17 protein-coding genes are annotated in these 17,927 nt (G+C 73.6%); 9 read left to right on the top strand and 8 right to left on the bottom strand.

Annotated elements, in window-relative coordinates; all coding sequences use genetic code 11:
* Window positions 1-55: 55 nt before the first annotated feature.
* From CHF15_RS05360 to CHF15_RS05345, 4 genes are all read left to right on the top strand, one after another.
* Entirely contained in the window at window positions 56-508 is a 453-nt protein-coding gene (locus tag CHF15_RS05360; RefSeq protein ID WP_089222437.1) for a DoxX family protein, read from the top strand.
* A complete protein-coding gene (locus tag CHF15_RS05355) occupies window positions 505-930 on the top strand; it encodes a Zn-ribbon domain-containing OB-fold protein (RefSeq protein ID WP_245938672.1) in 426 nt (141 codons plus the stop codon). Before CHF15_RS05360 ends, CHF15_RS05355 begins: the two co-directional genes overlap by 4 nt.
* 20 nt (window positions 931-950) lie before the next feature.
* Window positions 951-1,490: a GNAT family N-acetyltransferase gene (locus tag CHF15_RS05350; protein ID WP_245938671.1), complete on the top strand. Its 540-nt coding sequence runs from the start codon at window positions 951-953 to the stop codon at window positions 1,488-1,490.
* A 277-nt stretch (window positions 1,491-1,767) separates the two neighbouring features.
* Entirely contained in the window at window positions 1,768-2,598 is an 831-nt protein-coding gene (locus CHF15_RS05345) for a glycoside hydrolase domain-containing protein (protein WP_089222435.1), read from the top strand.
* 46 nt (window positions 2,599-2,644) lie between these two features.
* On the opposite strand, the gene CHF15_RS05340 is transcribed toward CHF15_RS05345, so the two are convergent.
* A complete protein-coding gene (locus CHF15_RS05340) occupies window positions 2,645-3,811 on the bottom strand; it encodes a thiolase C-terminal domain-containing protein (protein ID WP_089222434.1) in 1,167 nt (388 codons plus the stop codon).
* Between the two features lie 146 nt (window positions 3,812-3,957).
* Here CHF15_RS05340 and CHF15_RS05335 point away from each other — a divergent pair, with 146 nt between their 5' ends.
* Together CHF15_RS05335 and CHF15_RS05330 are read left to right on the top strand one after the other, a co-directional pair.
* Window positions 3,958-5,190 (top strand): acyl-CoA dehydrogenase family protein, encoded by a 1,233-nt coding sequence (locus CHF15_RS05335; RefSeq protein ID WP_089222433.1) that lies wholly within the window; start codon window positions 3,958-3,960, stop codon window positions 5,188-5,190.
* Window positions 5,187-5,687: a nitroreductase/quinone reductase family protein gene (locus CHF15_RS05330; protein WP_089222432.1), complete on the top strand. Its 501-nt coding sequence runs from the start codon at window positions 5,187-5,189 to the stop codon at window positions 5,685-5,687. The genes CHF15_RS05335 and CHF15_RS05330 overlap by 4 nt, the downstream gene beginning before the upstream one ends.
* Before the next feature lie 166 nt (window positions 5,688-5,853).
* Here CHF15_RS05330 and CHF15_RS05325 read toward each other — a convergent pair whose 3' ends face one another.
* A complete protein-coding gene (locus CHF15_RS05325; protein WP_089222431.1) occupies window positions 5,854-6,501 on the bottom strand; it encodes a TetR family transcriptional regulator in 648 nt (215 codons plus the stop codon).
* A 193-nt stretch (window positions 6,502-6,694) separates the two neighbouring features.
* Between CHF15_RS05325 and CHF15_RS05320 the strand changes: the two genes are divergently transcribed.
* Both CHF15_RS05320 and CHF15_RS05315 read left to right on the top strand, forming a co-directional pair.
* Window positions 6,695-7,495 (top strand): VOC family protein, encoded by an 801-nt coding sequence (locus CHF15_RS05320; protein ID WP_089222430.1) that lies wholly within the window; start codon window positions 6,695-6,697, stop codon window positions 7,493-7,495.
* Between the two features lie 135 nt (window positions 7,496-7,630).
* Window positions 7,631-10,006 carry a serine/threonine-protein kinase gene (locus CHF15_RS05315; RefSeq protein WP_089222429.1) on the top strand — a complete coding sequence of 792 codons (2,376 nt, stop codon included), beginning with the start codon at window positions 7,631-7,633 and terminating at the stop codon, window positions 10,004-10,006.
* A gap of 158 nt (window positions 10,007-10,164) precedes the next feature.
* Here CHF15_RS05315 and CHF15_RS05310 read toward each other — a convergent pair whose 3' ends face one another.
* From CHF15_RS05310 to CHF15_RS05300, 3 genes are read right to left on the bottom strand one after another with little or no spacing between them, the layout of a single operon-like run.
* A complete protein-coding gene (locus CHF15_RS05310) occupies window positions 10,165-10,944 on the bottom strand; it encodes an enoyl-CoA hydratase/isomerase family protein (RefSeq protein WP_089222428.1) in 780 nt (259 codons plus the stop codon).
* Window positions 10,913-11,320 (bottom strand): Zn-ribbon domain-containing OB-fold protein, encoded by a 408-nt coding sequence (locus CHF15_RS05305; protein ID WP_089222427.1) that lies wholly within the window; start codon window positions 11,318-11,320, stop codon window positions 10,913-10,915. The genes CHF15_RS05310 and CHF15_RS05305 overlap by 32 nt, the downstream gene beginning before the upstream one ends.
* Before the next feature lies 1 nt (window position 11,321).
* Window positions 11,322-12,470, bottom strand: a complete 1,149-nt coding sequence (locus CHF15_RS05300) for a lipid-transfer protein (protein ID WP_089222426.1) — start codon at window positions 12,468-12,470, stop codon at window positions 11,322-11,324.
* Between the two features lie 57 nt (window positions 12,471-12,527).
* On the opposite strand from CHF15_RS05300, the gene CHF15_RS05295 reads away from it, so the two are divergent.
* Window positions 12,528-14,096 carry a FadD3 family acyl-CoA ligase gene (locus CHF15_RS05295; protein WP_089222425.1) on the top strand — a complete coding sequence of 523 codons (1,569 nt, stop codon included), beginning with the start codon at window positions 12,528-12,530 and terminating at the stop codon, window positions 14,094-14,096.
* 58 nt (window positions 14,097-14,154) lie between these two features.
* On the opposite strand, the gene CHF15_RS44715 is transcribed toward CHF15_RS05295, so the two are convergent.
* From CHF15_RS44715 to CHF15_RS05290, 3 genes are all read right to left on the bottom strand, one after another.
* Complete coding sequence (locus CHF15_RS44715; RefSeq protein ID WP_179279665.1) at window positions 14,155-14,298, bottom strand: hypothetical protein; 144 nt, start codon at window positions 14,296-14,298, stop codon at window positions 14,155-14,157.
* Window positions 14,299-14,675: 377 nt separating this feature from the next.
* Entirely contained in the window at window positions 14,676-14,810 is a 135-nt protein-coding gene (locus tag CHF15_RS46360) for a hypothetical protein (protein WP_265737386.1), read from the bottom strand.
* 174 nt (window positions 14,811-14,984) lie between these two features.
* Window positions 14,985-17,921 (bottom strand): AfsR/SARP family transcriptional regulator, encoded by a 2,937-nt coding sequence (locus CHF15_RS05290; RefSeq protein ID WP_089222424.1) that lies wholly within the window; start codon window positions 17,919-17,921, stop codon window positions 14,985-14,987.
* Window positions 17,922-17,927 lie beyond the last annotated feature (6 nt).

Raw genomic sequence — 17,927 nt, 5'->3', positions numbered from 1 at the left:
ACCGCATCCGGTCAACTGACGTACCGTCAGATATTTTGCCCAGGGGAGGCACACGATGCAGACGATCTGGCTGACCGGCGCCGAATGGCTCGCCGTGCTGCGCATCGGCCTCGGGCTGTGGTGGCTGGAGAGCTGGCGGCACAAGGACAAGAAGGGCTGGTTCGAGCGGGGCACGGGCATCGCCTGGGCCGCCGGCGTCGCCGCCAAGCACCGCTGGACCTTCGTTCAGAGCGGCTTCTCCGCGGTCGTGGCGCCCCGTCCCAAGGTGATGGCCTATGTCGTCGTCTACGGCGAACTCGCCGTCGGCCTCGGTCTCATCGCGGGCCTGCTGACCCCGATAGCCCTGGCCGGAGGCATCGTCCTCAATCTGCTCTACCTCGTCCTCATGATCCACGACTGGGCCGAGCAGGGGCAGAACACCATGATGATCCTCGCGTCCGTCGTCCTCCTCTTCGCCATGGGCTGGCAGACCTGGTCCCTGGACAGCCTCTGGGGCCTCTTCCTGTGACCGGCCTGCCCGAGCCCGACGCCTTCACACGCACCTACTGGCGGGCCGCCGCCGAGGGTCGGCTGCTGATCCGCCGCTGTCTCGCCGCGGGCTGCGGTGCCGCCCACCACTACCCCCGGGAGTTCTGCCCCCGCTGCTGGAGCGAGGAGGTCGTCTGGGAGCAGGCCGCCGGCCACGCCACCCTCTACACCTGGTCCGTGGTGCACGCCAATGACCTCCGGCCCTTCGCCGGACGGGTCCCCTACGTCGCCGCCGTCGTCGACCTCCCCGAGGGACCGCGCATGATGACGGAGGTCGTCGGCTGCGCCCACGACACGCTGCGCGTCGGCATGGACCTGCGCGTCTGCTTCCGCCCCGCGGCCGACGGCGCCGAGATCGCGATCCCCGTCTTCCGCCCGGCCCCGACGGCCCCTTTTGCTTGAATGAGGTGGTGCTGAGGCCCGTGGAGTTGGAAGCGTACGGACTGCTGCTCAGACCGTGGGAGGAGACGCCCGGCGACCTGGACGCGGCACTGCGCGGCCTCGGCGACCCGGACGTCCGCCGCTGGAACACCGCGCACGCCGCCGAACCCGACGAGGACGGGGCGCGGGGCTTCCTGCGGCGCCGGCGGGACGGCTGGGCGGCCGGCGACCTCGCGTCGTTCGCCGTCACCGAGGCCGGTGTCGTGCTCGGCCAGACCGGGATAGGGATGATCGACCACGCCATGCGCGGTGCACGCGTCAGCTACTGGATGCTCCCCGAGGCCCGCGGACGGGGCGTCGCCACCCGCGCACTCGAGACGGTGACCCGCTGGGCCTTCCGCGATCTGGGGCTCCACCGGCTGGAACTGGGCCACGCCGTCGGCAACGAGCCCTCCTGCGGCGTCGCGCGGCGCTGCGGTTACGTCCTCGAAGGCGTCCTGCGCGAGGCGGTGGTCGACCTGTCCGGCACCCTGCGGGACGTCCATCTGCACAGCCGTCTCGCGTCCGACCCGCGGCCCTGACTCACCCCCGGCAGCCGCTCGGCGCGGAGATTTGCCGTGCCTTGGGGGAATCTTGTGCCGATCGGGACATGGGCTTTCCCGACCACGGTGGGCGGGTTGGCTAGGGTGCGATCCGCCCCTCGCGCGCCGCGGACCCGTACGCCGGTGCATCCGCGCGCCGCACAGCCGCCGTACGCGTGCCGCACGAAGCGCCGGACGCGCGCGCCTGCCGGGGGGCCTCAGCAGTCCTGAAAGACGCACCCGCCGGGGTGCGTCACGTGTCGTGAATGGGGTGGGGATGTCCGGTCACCGGATGTCGAAGAAGCGTCGTTACATCGCGTGGGCGGTGGCGGCGGCCGCGGTGGTCGTGGGCGGTGGCGTCGCTGCGGTGGCCTCGATGGCGACCACCGTGTCGCGCCCGGCGCCCAAGGTCTACACGGGGCGGGCGTTCGACACGTGCACGGCGCCGTCCGCGTCGGCGATGAAGGCCTGGCACAACGGGTTCTACGGCGCGGCGGCGGTGTACGTCGGCGGCAAGAACCGCGGGTGCGCGCAGCCGAACCTGACCGCGTCCTGGGTCAAGTCGGTAAGCGCCACGGGCTGGAAGCTGATCCCGCTGTACGTGGGCGCGCAGCCGCCGTGCCAGACCAGCCGCAACCCGGAGAAGCTGACTGCCTCCACCGCCGCCTCCCTCGGCGCGACGGACGGCGCGGACGCGGTGGCCAAGGCGTCGGCGCTGGGGATGAAGGCGGGCAGCCCGGTCTACCTGGACATGGAGTCGTACGACGTCGCCAACACGTCGTGCAACAACGCGGTGCTCACCTACGTCCGGGCCTGGGACAAGGCCGTGCACGCCAAGGGCTACTGGGCCGGCTTCTACGGCTTCCGCAGCTCCAGCGCGAAGGCCGTCGCCACGGCGACGAACCGCACCGACCTGCCCGACATCCTCTGGTACGCGCTGTGGGACGAGCACAAGACCACGACCACGGACTGGCCCTTCTCCACGTCGCTGTGGACCGGGCACCGCCGCGGCCACCAGTACATGGTGAACAGCAAGGAGTCCCGCGGCGGTTACACCATCACCGTGGACCGCAGCGACTGGGACGCCCCCGTCGCCATCACCGGCTGACGCCCGAGAGCAGGCAGGCGCAGGGGCGGGACGAGGCCCCGGACCGTCAGTCCCGCCCCAGCACCACCGTCCCCGAGGAGCAGAACCAGCCGCCCGTCCCCGAGGCCACGGCCAGCTCCGGCAGCGCCCCGCCGGCCTTGCGCACCTGCCGCTCGCCCGCCTCCCCCCGCAACTGCCGCACGGCCTCGACGAGCAGGAACAGCCCGCGCATGCCGGGATGGCAGGCCGACAGCCCACCGCCGTCGGTGTTGACCGGCAGCGGCGAGGAGGCGACGAAGGGCCCGCCCTCGCCCTTGGCGCAGAAGCCGAGGTCCTCCAGCGTCACCAGGGTCATGTAGGTGAAGGCGTCGTAGATCTCGGCGAGGTCCATCTCCTCCGGGGTGACGCCCGCGCGGGAGAAGGCCAGCCGCCCCGAGACCGCGGCGGGGGAGACCGTGAAGTCGTCCCACTCCGACATCGCGGCGTGCGAGACGGCGGTGCCGGAGCCGAGCACCCACACCGGGGGCCGCGCCGCGTCCCGCACGTACTCCGAGGCGGCCAGGAGCACCGCGCAGCCGCCGTCGGAGCGGATGCAGCAGTGCAGCTTGGTGAACGGGTCGGCGATCATCGGCCCGGACAGGACGTCGTCGACGGTGATCGGCGTGCGGTACATCGCGTCGGGGTTGCGGGCCGCGTTCGCCCGGGCCCGGACGGCGACGGTGGCCAGTTGCTCGGCGGTGGTGCCGTACTGGTGCATGTGGCGGCGTGCGGCCATCGCGTACTTGGCGATCAGCGTGTGCCCGTACGGGGCCTCGAACTGCAGCGGCCCGCGCGCCCCGAAGGACAGGTTGGCGGTGCGCCGCCCCGCCTTGAGGTCGGCGCGCGCGGTGGAGCCGTAGACCAGCAGCACGACGTCGGCGTGCCCGGCGGCGATGGCGTCGGCGGCGTGCGCCGCCATGACCTCCCATGTCGCCCCGCCGACGGAGGTCGAGTCGACCCAGTGCGGCCGCAGTCCGAGGTACTCGGCGACCTCGACCGGCGCGAGCGTGCCGAGCCCGGCCGAGGCGAAGCCGTCGACGGCCGACCGGGGCAGCCCGCTGTCGGCGAGCGCACGGCGTGCCGCCTGGGCGTGGAGCGCGTAGGGGGTGGCGTCGTCGACCCTGCCGCAGTCGGACAACGCGATGCCGAGGACGGCGACTTCACGGCCGGTGCGAGTACTCTGACCCTGAGCCATAAATCTGACGGTACATCAGATCCGGGGTGTGCGGGCACCGAAAGGTGCCGGACGCCGGAGCCGCAGGCCGGACCCCGACGGACCCCGACGGACGCCGACGGACCCCGACGGACCCTGGACACCCCGAAGCGGGAGGAGAGCTCGCCGTGGACGCCGCCTTCACCGAGGAGCAGGAAGAGATCCGCCGCGCCCTGCGGGAGCTGCTCCGCAAACGCTGCGGACCGGACGAGGTGAAGGCCGCGGCCCGCACCCCCGCGGGCCACGACGCCGCCCTGTGGCGGCTGCTGGCGCAGTCGCTCGGCCTGCCCGGCCTCGCCCTTCCCACCGCGTACGGGGGCGCTGGCTGCGGCCCGACGGAACTGGTGCTGGCCTGCGAGGAGACCGGACAGGCGCTGCTGCCCTCGCCGCTGCTGGGCACCGCCGTGCTCACCGCCCCCCTGGTCGAGGCGCTGGGCACCGACGCCCAGCGCCGCGCCCTGCTGCCACGCCTCGCCGCCGGCGAGCCGGCCGCCCTCGCCGCGCCCCCGGCGGCCCTCGCACTCACCGGCCCCAACACCGGCGACTGGGCGGGCGGCGGCCGCGCGGGCGGCGTGCAGGCCCGCCGGACGGACGGCCTCTGGCGGCTGTACGGGCAGGCCGACCAGGTGCTCGGCGGCCCCGGCGCCGGGCTGCTGCTGGTGGCCGCCCATACGGGTGGCTACGCCCGCAGCGGCATCCGGCTCTTCCTGGTCCCCGGCGACGCGAAGGGCCTGGTCCGCAGGCGGCTGACCGCGCTGGACGAGACCCGCCCACAGGCCCGCGTCGAACTGCGCGACGTCCCCGCCGAGCCCCTGGGCGGGGAGGAGGCCGGCGATCCGCGCACCACGCTCGCCCGTACGGGTGTCCTGGCCGCCGCCGCACTGGCCGCGGAGGCCGTCGGAGCGGCCTCCCGGGCGCTCGCGGGCACCGTGGAGTACGTCGGGGTCAGGGAGCAGTTCGGGCGGCCCGTGGGGTCCTTCCAGGCCGTCAAGCACCGTCTCGCCGACCTGTACGTCCAGGTCCAGGCCGCCCGCTCGGCCGCCTACTACGCCGCCTGGGCCGTCGGGAGCCCCCCGGAGCAGGCGCCGGACGCCGCGGTCGCGGCCCCGCTCGCCCTCGCCCAGGGCCTCGATGCGCTGCGCGCCGCATCGGGGCAGGCCGTCCAGTTGCACGGCGGCATCGGCTTCACATGGGAGCACCACGCGCACCTGTACGTGAAGCGGGCCGCCTCCGACGAGCTGCTCTTCGGCCCCGTGCACGCGTTGCGGGCCCACGCGGCCGGGCGCGCGGGCCTCTTCACCACGGCCGCCACCACCATGACCAGCACCACGACCACGACCCGGGGGAGGGCGGCGGCATGAACCCGTTGCGGACCGTCGTGCAGAAGGTGTCGTCGACCCGGACGTTCGCCAGGGTCGGACCGCATGTCGTCCCGGCGGTGGACCGGTTCGTGCACCGGGCGACCCGCGGCAGGGTGCTGCTCAGCGCCCGGATGCTGCCCGGGCTGGTGCTCACCGCCACCGGCGCGCGCAGCGGCCTGCCCCGGCGCACCCCGCTGGCCTGCATGCCCGAGGAGGGTGGGACGTTCGTGCTGGTCGGCAGCAACTTCGGCCGCACGGACCATCCGGCGTGGACGGGGAACCTGCTGAAGCACCCCGACGCGGAGGTCAGCTGGCGCGGCCGGGACATGCCCGTACGCGCGGAGTTGCTGACGGGCGAGGAACGCGAGGCGGTGTGGGCGGCGCTGCTGGAGTTCTGGCCGCCGTACGCGACCTACGCGCGGCGCGTGGAGCGGCGGATCCGGCTGTTCCGGCTCGTCCCCAGGGATCCGGGCGGCGGTGCGCCCGTGGAGCCGTAGCACGAAGCCCCGGGAGACGACCGGGAAATGACCGGGAAAAGACAACGCGGGCGCCTGGACCGGCAACCTCCCCCGAGGACCGGTGGGCGCCCGCGTCGTTGCAGGCAGGACTTGACGTGAACGTAGGTCAACAATGCCGCCGGAGGCGGGCGTCAGCGCCGCGGCGTCACCGCGTCGGCTTCTTGCCCGTCACACCGAGGTGCACCAGCAGCGAGAGGTTCGGCTTCAGCTCGGCCTGCTTGACGCCCCAGGTCTGGAAGCCCTTCTGGTGCGCGGCGACGGCGGCGAGCATGGCCACCAGGGAACCGGCCACGGCTGCCGGGCTGACATCCTTGTCGACGCGGCCCTTGCCCTGGAGTTCCTTGATCGAGTCGGAAAGGGAGTTGGTGAGGGGGTTGAGGATCTTCATACGGATCTTGTAGAACCGCTTGTCCCCTTCGGCTGCGCCCAAGTCGACGACGCGCAGGATGGCGTCGTGCTTGCGCCAGAAGGAGAGGAAGCCCTCGACCAGTTCCTCCGCCGCCGTGGCGCCGGACTTGCCGGCCCAGGAGCGGCCGGCGACGAGGTCCGTCAACGCGGCCCCCTCCTTGGCCATCTCCTCGGCGAGCTCGAGGACGGCGCCCTCGACGTCGGGGAAGTACTGGTAGAACGTTGCGGGGGAGGTACCCGCCATCCGGGCGACGTCGATCACCTTGACGTCCCGGTACGGCGACGTGCTGAGCATTTCACCGAGGCAGTCGAGCAGCTTCTGCCGCGTCGCCTGTCCCCGGCGGCCTGCCACACGGCCGTCGACGGTGCGAACTTGTCCTGTCATGCCGTCAGTTTACGGGCTGGTGATCAGCGCGCGATTCGATGCCTGCAAATGGGGAAGGCCATGTGTTCGATTTCTCCTCGGGCGCAGCGGGGGATCCGCCGATAACGTGTCAAGCCAGACACTCCGTCGATCCATGCGAATCCCCACGTGAATCGGGATCGCCGGTCGCATCATCGGACGAATCGAGGACGAGATGGCCGCATACCCCGACGGCACTCCCTGCTGGGCCGACGCCATGCTCAACGACCTGGAGGCCGGGAAGCGGTTCTACGGCGGACTGCTCGGCTGGACCTTCGGGGCGGGGGAGGAGCAGTACGGCCAGTACACCCAGGCGTACGGCCCGGACGGGAAGAACGTCGCGGCCCTCTCCCCCAAACCGGACGGCCGGATGCCGACGGTCTGGAACCTCTACCTCGCCTCCTCCGACATCCGGGCCACCGCGGACAGGATCCGGGACTCCGGCGGTCAACTCATCATGCAGCCCATGGCCGTCGGCGCCTTCGGCACGATGCTCATGGCGGCCGACCCGGGGGGCGCGGTGTTCGGGGTGTGGCAGCCCGGCACGCACGGCGGCTTCGAGGCGACCGGCGTCCCGGGCTCCTACATCTGGACCGAGATCTACACGCGCGAGACCGAGCGGACCGACCCCTTCTACGAGGAGGTCTTCGGCTTCGGCAGCAAGCGGATCGAGGACGAGGCCATCGACTTCCGCGTCTTCGTCCCCGAGGGCGAGGAGGTCACGCCCGGCAACGCGGTGCTCGGCCGCTTCCGGATGGGGGAGGGATTCCCCGAGGAGCTGCCCGCGCACTTCATCGTCTACTTCGCCGTCTCCGACGCCGACCGCGCCGCGGAGACCGTCGCGCGGCTCGGGGGCCGGGTCACCATGGGTCCGATGGATTCGCCTTTCGGCCGTTTTCTCCTGGCGAGCGACGACCAGGGTGCCCATTTCGCCCTGATCGACCCCGGAACCACGGTGGGTGAGAAGCCGTCCTGAACGCAGGCGGATCCGCAACCGAATCAAAGGTAATCGCGTGTCGACACCGCCCCGGGTTCGCAACTGATACTCATCCCAGGAAGAATCAGGGGCGTACCCCGGGATGGGGGGAACCCACGGGGAGGTGGCAGGGCAGTGGTGCAGCAGCTGACGCAGCACGATCCGAGACGGATCGGCCCTTTCGAGGTGCTGGGCAGGCTGGGTGCCGGCGGCATGGGCCTGGTCTATCTCGCGCGCTCGGCGTCCGGCCGGCGCGTGGCGATCAAGACCGTACGGGCGGAGCTCGCCGAGGACCAGCTCTTCCGTGTGCGCTTCGCCCGTGAGGTGGAGGCGGCCCGCGCGGTCAGTGGCTTCTACACGGCGGCGGTCGTCGACGCCGATCCCAGGGCCGCCGTGCCCTGGCTGGCGACGGCCTTCGTGCCGGCGCCCTCGCTGGAGGAGATCGTCAACGAGTCCGGTCCGCTGCCGGTGCAGGCCGTGCGGTGGCTGGCGGCCGGCGTCGCGGAGGCGCTGCAGTCGATCCACGGGGCGGGGCTCGTCCACCGGGACATGAAGCCCTCCAACGTGCTCGTCGTGGAGGACGGCCCGCGGGTGATCGACTTCGGCATCGCGAGCGGGGTGTCCAACACGCGGCTGACGATGACGAACGTCGCCGTCGGCACGCCGGCGTACATGTCGCCCGAGCAGGCCAAGGACTCGCGCAGCGTCACGGGTTCCAGCGACGTCTTCTCGCTGGGCTCGACGCTGGTCTTCGCCGCGACCGGGCACGCGCCCTTCCACGGGGCGAACCCCGTGGAGACGGTCTTCATGCTGCTCCGGGAGGGCCCGGACCTGTCGGGTCTGCCCGACGAGCTGCGCCCGCTCATCGACGCGTGCATGCGGATGGAGGCGGACCGCCGGCCGAGTCCTGCGGACCTGCAGGCGCAGCTGGCGCCGCACCTGTTCTCGTCCGCGGGTGACGACACCGGTACGGCCTCCGCGTGGCTGCCGCCCGCGGCGGTGGGCCTGATAGAGGAGCGGCGCAGTGGCGGCCGCCCCGGCGCGGGGCCGGGCGCCCCCGGCGGCGGTGCGGGCGCCGGAGCGCCCGGTGGCGGTGGCGCGGGTGCTGCGGTGCCCCCGATGCCGGCGCAGCCGCCCGCGCCCCCCGTGGCGCCCGTCGGGCCCCCTCCGGTCGCCGCCGAGGGCCAGGGCGGACCGGTGCAGCTCGCCGGTTCGGCGCCGATAGGGCCCGGGATGCGGCTCGCCGAGCGCAAGAGCCAGGCCGCGGCCACCGCTGCCGGGGGCGGCCTCGGCTGGGCGGGCCGCGGTGGCGCGGCCGGCGGTCCGCCGGCGGCGGTGCCCGGCCAGGGCAACCCCCAGGGCGCTCCGCAGGCGCCCGCGGTCCCGCCGGGCGAGTGGCGGCCGTGGCGGTTCCGCATGTCGAACGACGTGTGGGGCACCCCGGTCGTGTCCTCGGGCCGGCTCTACGTGACCTCCTTCGAGGTGCACGCGCTGGACGTGGCCACCGGGCGGCGGCAGTTCAAGACCCGTGACGTGGCGTGGACGATGGCCGTCTCGGGCGGCCGGATCCACGGCTCCGACGGTCCGAGCCTGTACGCGCTGGATGCCGCGGACGGCTCCGAGCACTGGCGCACCGGTGTGGACGGCTGGATCTACTCGCTCCGCGCGGACGCCGGGACCGTGGTCACCGGCACCCGCGGCGGCGGCGTGCAGGTCTGGGACGCCGCGGCCGGACGCCTGCGCTGGGAACGCGGCGGGGCGCAGACGGAGTTCGAGACGCCCGAGTCGGGCCCGAGCGTGGTGGACGGCGTCGTGTACTTCCACGGCGGCGGCCGGCTGCACGCCCTGGACGCGACGAGCGGCGCGGAGCACTGGTCGTACCCGACCGGAGAGGGCGGCGCCATGCCGACCCGTCCGGTCGTCGCCGACGGCGCGGTGTACGTGACCGTGGGGAACCGCGTGCTCGCCCTGGACGCCCGCAGCGGCACGGAGCGGTGGCGCTTCGACGCCCCCGCGGTGATGTTCGCGCCGCCCGCCTACGTGCCCGGACCGGGCGTCACCGGCGGCGGGGTCTACGTCGCGGACTACCTGGGCACCGTGTACGCCCTGGACCCGGCGGACGGGCGCGACCGCTGGCGGGTCGCGACGGAGCAGCGGCAGAGCGTGGAGCCCGTGCTCCTCGCGGGCGGTTCGGTGATGCTGGGCGCGGGCGGCGCGCTGTACACGCTCGACGCGGTCACCGGCACCCCGAAGTGGCGCTTCGCCGCCCAGGGCGAGATCGTCGGCTCCCCGGTGGTGGCCGACGGACGGGTGCACTTCGGCTCGAAGGACCACTGCCTCTACACGGTCGACGCGAGCGGCGGCCAGTTGCGGTGGAAGCTGGAGACCGGTGGGGAGATCACCGGTTCCCCGGTGGTCTCGGACGGTGTGGTCTACGCGAGCAGCAAGGACCGCTGCGTGTACGCCCTCAACGCGGTGAAGGGCACCGAGGCGGCCACCCGGCGCACCTGAGGGACGCAGGCCGACGGCCGTCGTGCCACACACGGAAGGGGCAGACGACGGCCGCCGCCGGCCAACTTACGCGGTGGGTTGCCGGGGCGCCACGCGAGGGGCCGCCGCGGCGGTTGGCCGTCCGCGTACGGCTCCGCGACACCCGCGCGGAACGCCGGTCAGCGCACGCGGTGCTCCCGGGTGCGGTCGGCGAACAGCCGGGCCTGGCGCTCCGGCGGCAGGTTGCCGAGGGCGATGAGGTGCGGCGCGTGCGCGAAGGCCTGGGCGCGCGCCGCCTCGTGGGCCGACCAGACGGCGCGGACGGTGCCCTGCACGGCCTCGGTGGGGTGGGCGGCGAGGACCGCCGCCGCGCGCAGCGCCGCGTCGAGCAGCAGGGGTCCCGCCACGACCTCCGAGACCAGCCCGGTCTCGTGGGCGCGCCGGGCGCCGATCCGCTCCGCGGTGCCCATCAGGGCCATGCGCATCACCTCCCCGTACGGCATGCGCTGCGCCATGGCGATGGCCTCGTACGCGCTGACCATGCCGTAACTGGTGTGCGGGTCGAAGAAGGTGGCGTGCTCGGCGGCGATCACGAACTCGCACTCGCCGAGCAGGTAGAAGGCGCCCCCGCAGGCCATGCCGTTGACGGCCGCGATGACCGGTTTCCACAGGTCGTTGGCCTTGGGCCCGACGGTCAGCAGCGGGTCGTCGACGGCGTAGGGGGAGGGCGGCTGCGGCACCTCGGCCGCGCGGTCCAGGCCGGTGCAGAAGGCGCGGTCGCCGGCTCCGGTGAGGACGACGGCGCGGACCTCGTCGCCGGCGCGGAACTCCCGCCAGAGCGCGCTCAGTCCGGCGGCGGTGGCGAGGTCGATCGCGTTGTGCCGCTCGGGCCGGTCGAGGGTGACGACGGCGACGCCGTCCTTGGTCTCACAGCGCAAGCCAGCGGGGGATGCCGTCATGGAAGACCGCCTTCACAGGGGCGCCGATGCGGATGCGGGCGGGGTCGAAGGAGCCCAGCCGGGCGTCCGGTGCCGTGACCAGGTTGCCCACCAGCCGGATCCGGGGGTCCTCGGCGAGCTCGACGAGGACGACGTTGTAGGGGGCCTGCTCGGCGTAGCCGGGCAGCAGCGGGGGATGGGGGACGACGTACGACCAGACGCGGCCGCGGCCGCTCACCGGCCGCCACTCGGCGGCGAAGGAGTGGCAGTGCGGGCAGCAGGGGCGGGGCGGGAAACGCAGCCGTCCGCAGTCGGCGCAGGCCTGGACGCGCAGTTCGCCGGCGCGGGCGTACTCCCAGAAGGGGGCGCCGTCGTCGTCGGTGACGGGGCTCAGCATGTCAGCTCCTCAGGATCAGGGCGGAGGTCGGGACGCCCTCGCCGGCCGTGACCAGGCAGGTCCGCGCGCCCGGCACCTGGGCGGTGGAGGTGCCGCGCAACTGCCGCACGCCCTCGGTGATGAGGTTGAAGCCGTGGACGTACGCCTCGCTGAGCCCGCCCCCGGAGGTGTTCAGCGGCAGCCGGCCGCCGGTCTCCAGGGCGCCGCCCTCGGTGAAGGCGCCGCCCTCGCCGCGGCCGCAGAAGCCGTAGCCCTCCAGGGAGAGCGGGACGAGGGCGGTGAAGGCGTCGTAGATCTGGGCGACGTCGATGTCCTCGGGGGTGAGGTCGGCGTGTTTCCACAGATGGCGGGCGGCGGTCCAGGCGGGGCCCGTCAGGGGGTCGTCGGTCCAGTAGTTGACCATGCCGTGGTGCTGGGCCGGCAGGCCCTGGGCGGCGGAGTGGACGTAGACGGGGCGCTGCCGGCAGTCGCGGGCGCGGTCGGCGGAGACCACGACGCAGGCCAGGGCGCCGTCGGTCTCCAGGCAGTTGTCGTAGAGGCAGAGCGGCTCGCTGATCCAGCGCGAGGTCATGTACATCTCGCGGGTCAGCGGGCGGTCGTACATGATCGCGGCAGGGTTCTGGTTGGCGCGGTTGCGGCAGGCCAGGGCGACGTTGAAGAGGTGGTCGCGGGTGGCGCCGTACTCGTGCATGTAGCGGCGGGCCAGCATGGCGATCTCGTCGGCGGGCCGCAGCAGGCCGAAGGGCCGGGTCCACTGGGCGGGGGTGGGCAGTTGGACGGTGGTGTTCGTCCAGGGGCGCGGGCCGCTGCCGCGCTTGCGGGACCGCCAGGCGACGCCGACGGTGGCCTGCCCGGTGGCGACGGCGGCGGCGAGGTGCGCGACGGTGGCGCAGGAACCTCCCCCGCCGAAGCCCGCCTTGGAGAAGAAGGTGAGGTCGCCGAGACCGGCGGCCTTGGCCAGTTCGACCTCGTCGGTCTCCTCCATCGTGTACGACGCGAGGCCGTCGACCTCGTGCGGCTCGATCCCGGCGTCGTCGAGCGCCGCCAGGATCGCCCGGCAGGCGAGCGCCCTCTCGGACTCGGGGAGGTGCTTGGCGAAGGGGGTCGCGCCTATGCCGGCGATCGCGGTGGCGTCCTTCAATGCTGACATCCCGTCAGGTTATCGCTAATCTGACGGATAGTCAGCTCATCGGGAGGTGCTCGGCGCATGCGCGGTGACCTGGAGTGGGGCAGCGTCCCCCGGCTCGTGCGGGAGGCCGCGCGGCGCTGGGGCGAGCGCGAGGCGGTCGTGGACGGCCGCACCCGTGTCACGTACGCCGAACTCGGCGCCCGGGTCGAGCGCGCCGCCGCGGCGGCCATCGCGTCCGGGATCGCCCCGGGGGACCGGGTGGCCGTCTGGGCGCCCAACACGCTCGACTGGATCACCGCCGCCCTGGGCTCGGTCACCGCGGGCGGGGTGCTCGTCCCGCTCAACACCCGCTTCAAGGGCGCGGAGGCGGCCTACGTGCTGCGCCGCACCCGTGCCCGGCTGCTCTTCGTCACGGGCACCTTCCTCGGCACCTCCTACGTCGCCTCGCTGCGGCGCGCGACGCAGGAGCGGCCGCTGCCGGACCTGGAGCAGGTCGTCGTCCTGTCCGACGCCGCGCCGGAGGGCCACGGCTACCGGCGCTGGAAGGACTTCCTGGCCGCCGGCGACCCCGTCACCGGCGCGGCGGTACGGGTCCGTTCCGACGCGATCGACGGCTCCGCGCCCTCCGACATCACCTTCACCTCCGGGACGACCGGCCACCCCAAGGGCGCGGTGGTGACGCACGCCCAGACGCTGCGCGTCTACGACGTGTGGGCGGACCTTGCGGGCCTGGAGGAGGGCGACCGCTACCTGATCGTCAACCCGTTCTTCCACACCTTCGGCTACAAGGCCGGGATCATCGCCTGCCTGATGCGCGGCGCGACGATGATCCCGCAGCCGGTGTTCGACGTGGGCACCGTCCTGGCCAACATCGCCGCCGAACGCGTCACCGTGCTGCCCGGACCGCCCACCCTCCACCAGTCGGTCCTCGACCACCCCGAACGCGCCCAGCACGACCTGGGTTCACTGCGGCTGGTCGTGACGGGCGCCTCGGTGATCCCGCTGCAGCTGGTGGAACGGCTGCGCAGCGAGCTGAAGATCGCCACGGTGCTGACCGCGTACGGGCTGACGGAGGCGAGCGGCACCGTGACGATGTGCCGGCGCGGCGACCCCGCGGAGGTGGTGGCCGCGACCTCCGGGCGGGCCATCCCCGACACGGAGGTGCGGGTGCTCTCGGAGGGGCCGGGGCGTCCCGGCGAGGTCCTGGTGCGCGGCTACCACGTCATGTCCGGCTACTGGGAGGACCCCGCGGCCACGGCCGAGGCCGTCGACGCGGACGGCTGGCTGCACACGGGGGACGTGGGCGTGATGGACGCCGACGGCAACCTGCGCATCACCGACCGCATCAAGGACATGTTCATCGTCGGCGGGTTCAACGCGTACCCCGCGGAGATCGAGCAGGCGCTCGCCCGCCACCCGGACGTGGTGGAGGCGGCGGTGGTGGGCGTCCCCGACCCGCGGCTCGGCGAGGTCGGCCGGGCGTACGTCGTGCGCCGGGACGGTGCCGTGGTCACCGCGGACGACCTGATCGCCTGGTCGCGGCGGGAGATGGCCAACTACAAGGTGCCGCGCGAGGTCGAGTTCCTGGCGGAGCTGCCGCGCAACGCGAGCGGGAAGGTGCTCAAGACGGCGCTGCGGGCGCGGTGAACCACACGCGCCGGCCCTCCCACAGGACATGGGAGGGCCAACGGACCGCAGGACAGGGTCAGGGCGCGTGCCAGTTGTCGGGCGAGACGATCGTCTGGTGCCAGGCGGCAGGGCTGTCCGCGGCGGCGGCCGGGAGCGCGGCCGTGAGGAGTCCGGCCGCGACGGCGGCTAGGACGACGGCGGCCTTGCGTACGAAGTTCATGACGCCTCCGGAGGAGAGGCCGGGTGCGGGCACCCGGCGGCAGCATGCGTACAGGTGGTGCCGGCGAGCCGGCCCGGGCCGCAGAGGAGCGGGAGGCCGACTCCGGGTGAGAACCTACCGTGTTGTGCCGGAAGGTCCGCAAGTGCCGTGCGCCGCGGAAGGTGATCCGGCGCATGACAAAGACCGACTGCGGCGCCCCCTCCGCGCCGCAGTCGGTCCCCGGATCCTCCGTGCCGTCCCCCGCTCCTGGAGGCGCTCCCCCCTTGGCGCGCCCCCAGGCCGTGCTCCCCCGTGATGCTTCCCCGTGGTGGTGCCGTCCCCCGTCGTGCCGTCCCCCCGTGCCCCCCGGGCCGGCCGTCCCCCGTGTCAGGCGCCGTTCAGGGCGTGTGCCAGTTGTCGGGCTTGACCGTGGTGTCGTCGCCCTTGACCTTGGGCTCCTCGACCTCCTCGGTGGTGACGACTTCCGGCTCTTCCTCGACGGTGGAGCCGGACTCGGGTGCCGTCTCGCTCATGGTGCCTCCCCTGTGGGTGGAACTGGGCCGATACGAAGCCCGCCTGGCAACGACCCCCGTGCGCTACCAGGCGGGCAGCTCTTGCAGTGATGGAATCGTGGCAGGCCTCGATAATCAACCGATAAACGGAACTGTTGATGTCCTGTATCAGCGGTGTTGCGCGGTGCGGAACCGCTACACGGCGATCGCCGGGGCGGCCGGACCGTGGAGCAGGCGCCGCACCTCGTCGGCGTCGGGAGAGCCGAGCGCGACGAAGGCCGCCAGGGCGTCCCGCCAGCAGGCGCGGGCACGGTCCACCTGGCCCGCCTCGGCGAGGGCGCGACCGAGGACGGTGAGCACCTTCGCGCGGTAGAGCTCGCCCCCCAGATCGCGCAGCGCGTTCAGCGACTGTTCGGCCAGCGCCGCCGATTGACGGTGGGCGCCGGAGGACAGGTGCACCTCCGCCATGCGGAACAGGGACATGGCCTCCCAGAACTGCTGCCGCGCCGCCCTGAAGACGGGGAGCGCCTCGGCGAGCGACGCCAGCGCCTCCTCGCGGCGGCCGGCCGCCGTCAGCGCGATGGCGAGCGCGTACAGACCGTTGCCGAGGCGGAATCCGGCCCGCAGCTCACGGTAGATCGACAGGGCCTGCTCCGCCGAGGCCACCGCGGCGGATACGTCCCCGAGCTCGATCTGCGCGCGGGACAGGTTGCTCAGCGCGGCGGCGCCGCCGTGCCGGTTGCCGTCGGCCACGAAGGCCTCCAGCGCCTGGGAGTGGTGGTCCGCGCAGTCCTGGAAGCGCCGCAGCGGGAAGGCCACCATTCCGCGCAGGTTGGGGGCGTAACTACTGGTCAGAGGGTCGCCCACGGCCCGCCCCAGCATGAGGCTGCGTTCGGCCTCCCGGTCGGCCTCCTCCAGCCGCCCGGCCAGGCTGTACTGCTGGCCCAGCAGCACGCGGGCCCGGCCCTCCACGAGCGGCTCGCCGCAGGAGTCGGCCGTCGCGACGAGGGAGCGCGTCGCCTGCTCGTATTGGCGCGCGTAGATCCCGGACTCCATCAGGTCCTGGCTCACGAGCAGCAGGTCGACGGCCCGCCGCATCGGGCCCTCGCAACCGCCGCCCGCGGCCTGCCGGACGGCAGCGAGGAGACTGGGCGCCTCGGTGAACAGCCAGTCCAGGCCCTCCTCGCGGGAGCCGAAGGGCATTCCGGCGCGGCTCACGGGGGCGAGGTGTGCGAGCAGGCGGTCGCCGGGGTTCTCCAGTTCGTAGGCGCACATCGCCGACGCGAGGTAGAAGTCCAGCAGCCGGGACACGGCGGCGCAGCGGGCGTCCTCCCCCTCGTGGCGCTCGGCGCAGTCGCGGGCGTACAGGCGGACCAGGTCGTGGTAGCGGTAGCGGGCGGGTGCGGCGGACTCGATGAGGCTGATGTCGACCAGCGTCTCCAGCAGTTCCTCGGCGTCGTAGACGTCCAGGTCGAGGACGGCCGCCGCCGCCTCCAGGGAGATGTCCGGGCCGTCGGCGAGGGCCAGCAGGCGGAAGGCGCGGGCCTGCTGCGCGGTGAGCTGGCCGTAGCCGAGTTCGAAAGTGGCCTTGACGGCGAGGTCGCCGGCCTTGAGCTCGTCCAGGCGGCGGCGTTCGTCGCTGAGTTTGCGGGCGAGGAAGGAGACCGTCCAGGTGCGGCGGGTGGCCAGGCGGGAGGCGGCGATGCGGATGGCGAGCGGCAGGAAGCCGCAGGCGGCGACGACGTCGAGGGCGGCCTGGCGTTCGGCGGCGACGCGCTCCTCCCCGACGATGCGGGTGAAGAGCAGCAGGGCCTCTTCCGGGCTCATGACGTCGAGGTCGACCAGGTGGGCCCCGGCCAGGTCGACCATGCGGGTCCGGCTGGTGATCAGCGCGGCGCAGCCGGGAGTGCCCGGCAGGAGGTGGCGGACCTGGGCGGCGTCGTGGGCGTTGTCCAGCAGGGCCAGGATCCGGCGGCCCGCGAGGGTGGAGCGGTAGAGCGCGGCGCGGTCGGCGAGGGACTCGGGTATCGCGGAGTCGGAGACACCGAGGGAGCGCAGGAAGGAGGCGAGCACCGTCTCGGGTTCGGCGGGCCGGGCGGCGGTGCCCTGGAGGTCGACGTAGAGCTGGCCGTCGGGGAAGGTGCCCGCGACGGCGTGGGCGACATGGACGGCGAGGGTCGTCTTGCCGACGCCGCCGATGCCGGCGACGGCGGAGACCGACATGACGCCGCCTTCCGCGGAGGCCCCGGCCAGGCGCTCGCCGAGCTCGCGGACGAAGGCGACGCGGCCGGTGAAGTCCGCGACGGTGGCGGGCAGCTGGGCCGGACGCACCGGCTCCGCGACGGCCTCGGCCTGCGGGACGGGCGGCGGCAGCAGCGACGGGTCGGCCTCCAGCACGCGCTGGTGCAGCTCGGCGAGCTCCGCGCCCGGGTCGACGCCCAGCTCGTCGTCGAGCAGACGGCGGGTGTCGGCGTAGACGCCCAGCGCCTCGGCCTGCCGCCCGCTGCGGTACAGGGCGAGCATCAGCAGGGCGCGTGGGCGTTCGCGCAGCGGGTGCTCCGCGGACAGCACGGTGAGCTCGGAGACCGCCTCGGCGTGGCAGCCGGCCTGCAGGTCCAGGTCGAGGCAGGTCTCGGTGAGCTGCAGCCGCCATTCCAGCAGGCGGGTGCGCTGGGTCTCCGCGTACGGGCCGGGGAGGCCCGCCAGCGGCTCGCCGTCGAAGAGGGCGAGGGCGCCGCGCAACTCCTCGCGGGCCGAGGCCAGGTCGCCCGCGGCGCGGGCCTTCTCGGCCGCCGCCTGGTGCCGCTCGGCGAGGAAGAGGTCGAAGTCGTCGCCGGCGTGCAGCACGTAGCCGCCGTCGACGGTGGCCAGCGCTTCGGCGCCGAGGGCCTTGCGGAGGCGGAAGGCGTAACTGCGCAGCGCAGCGAGCGCGGTGGGCGGCGGGTCCTCGCCCCAGACCGCGTCCAGCAGTTCCTGCGCGGTGGCCGTACGGCCACCGCGCAGCAGCAGGGCGCCCAGCAGCGCCTTCTGCTGTGGCGACCCGGCGGAGATCGGCTCCCTGCCGCGCCAGGCCCGCACCGGGCCGAGGACCGCGAAGCGCAGCGCTCCGCCCTGGTCCTTACCGCTTGCCATGCCTGC

Origin of the sequence: Actinacidiphila glaucinigra (genome assembly GCF_900188405.1) — a bacterium.
In the GTDB taxonomy this organism is placed as follows: Bacteria; Actinomycetota; Actinomycetes; order Streptomycetales; family Streptomycetaceae; genus Actinacidiphila; species Actinacidiphila glaucinigra.
This window is presented reverse-complemented; position numbering and strand designations above follow the sequence as displayed.

Excerpts from the sequence above, each read along its gene's own strand:
- CHF15_RS05360 (WP_089222437.1), top strand. The coding sequence starts at position 56 with ATGCAGACGATCTGGCTGACCGGCGCCGAATGGCTCGCCGTGCTGCGC.
- CHF15_RS05345 (WP_089222435.1), top strand. The coding sequence starts at position 1,768 with ATGTCCGGTCACCGGATGTCGAAGAAGCGTCGTTACATCGCGTGGGCG.
- CHF15_RS05340 (WP_089222434.1), bottom strand. The coding sequence starts at position 3,811 with ATGGCTCAGGGTCAGAGTACTCGCACCGGCCGTGAAGTCGCCGTCCTC.
- CHF15_RS05330 (WP_089222432.1), top strand. The coding sequence starts at position 5,187 with ATGAACCCGTTGCGGACCGTCGTGCAGAAGGTGTCGTCGACCCGGACG.
- CHF15_RS05325 (WP_089222431.1), bottom strand. The coding sequence starts at position 6,501 with ATGACAGGACAAGTTCGCACCGTCGACGGCCGTGTGGCAGGCCGCCGG.
- CHF15_RS05320 (WP_089222430.1), top strand. The coding sequence starts at position 6,695 with ATGGCCGCATACCCCGACGGCACTCCCTGCTGGGCCGACGCCATGCTC.
- CHF15_RS05310 (WP_089222428.1), bottom strand. The coding sequence starts at position 10,944 with ATGACGGCATCCCCCGCTGGCTTGCGCTGTGAGACCAAGGACGGCGTC.
- CHF15_RS05305 (WP_089222427.1), bottom strand. The coding sequence starts at position 11,320 with ATGCTGAGCCCCGTCACCGACGACGACGGCGCCCCCTTCTGGGAGTAC.
- CHF15_RS05300 (WP_089222426.1), bottom strand. The coding sequence starts at position 12,470 with ATGTCAGCATTGAAGGACGCCACCGCGATCGCCGGCATAGGCGCGACC.
- CHF15_RS05295 (WP_089222425.1), top strand. The coding sequence starts at position 12,528 with ATGCGCGGTGACCTGGAGTGGGGCAGCGTCCCCCGGCTCGTGCGGGAG.
- CHF15_RS44715 (WP_179279665.1), bottom strand. The coding sequence starts at position 14,298 with ATGAACTTCGTACGCAAGGCCGCCGTCGTCCTAGCCGCCGTCGCGGCC.
- CHF15_RS46360 (WP_265737386.1), bottom strand. The coding sequence starts at position 14,810 with ATGAGCGAGACGGCACCCGAGTCCGGCTCCACCGTCGAGGAAGAGCCG.
- CHF15_RS05290 (WP_089222424.1), bottom strand. The coding sequence starts at position 17,921 with ATGGCAAGCGGTAAGGACCAGGGCGGAGCGCTGCGCTTCGCGGTCCTC.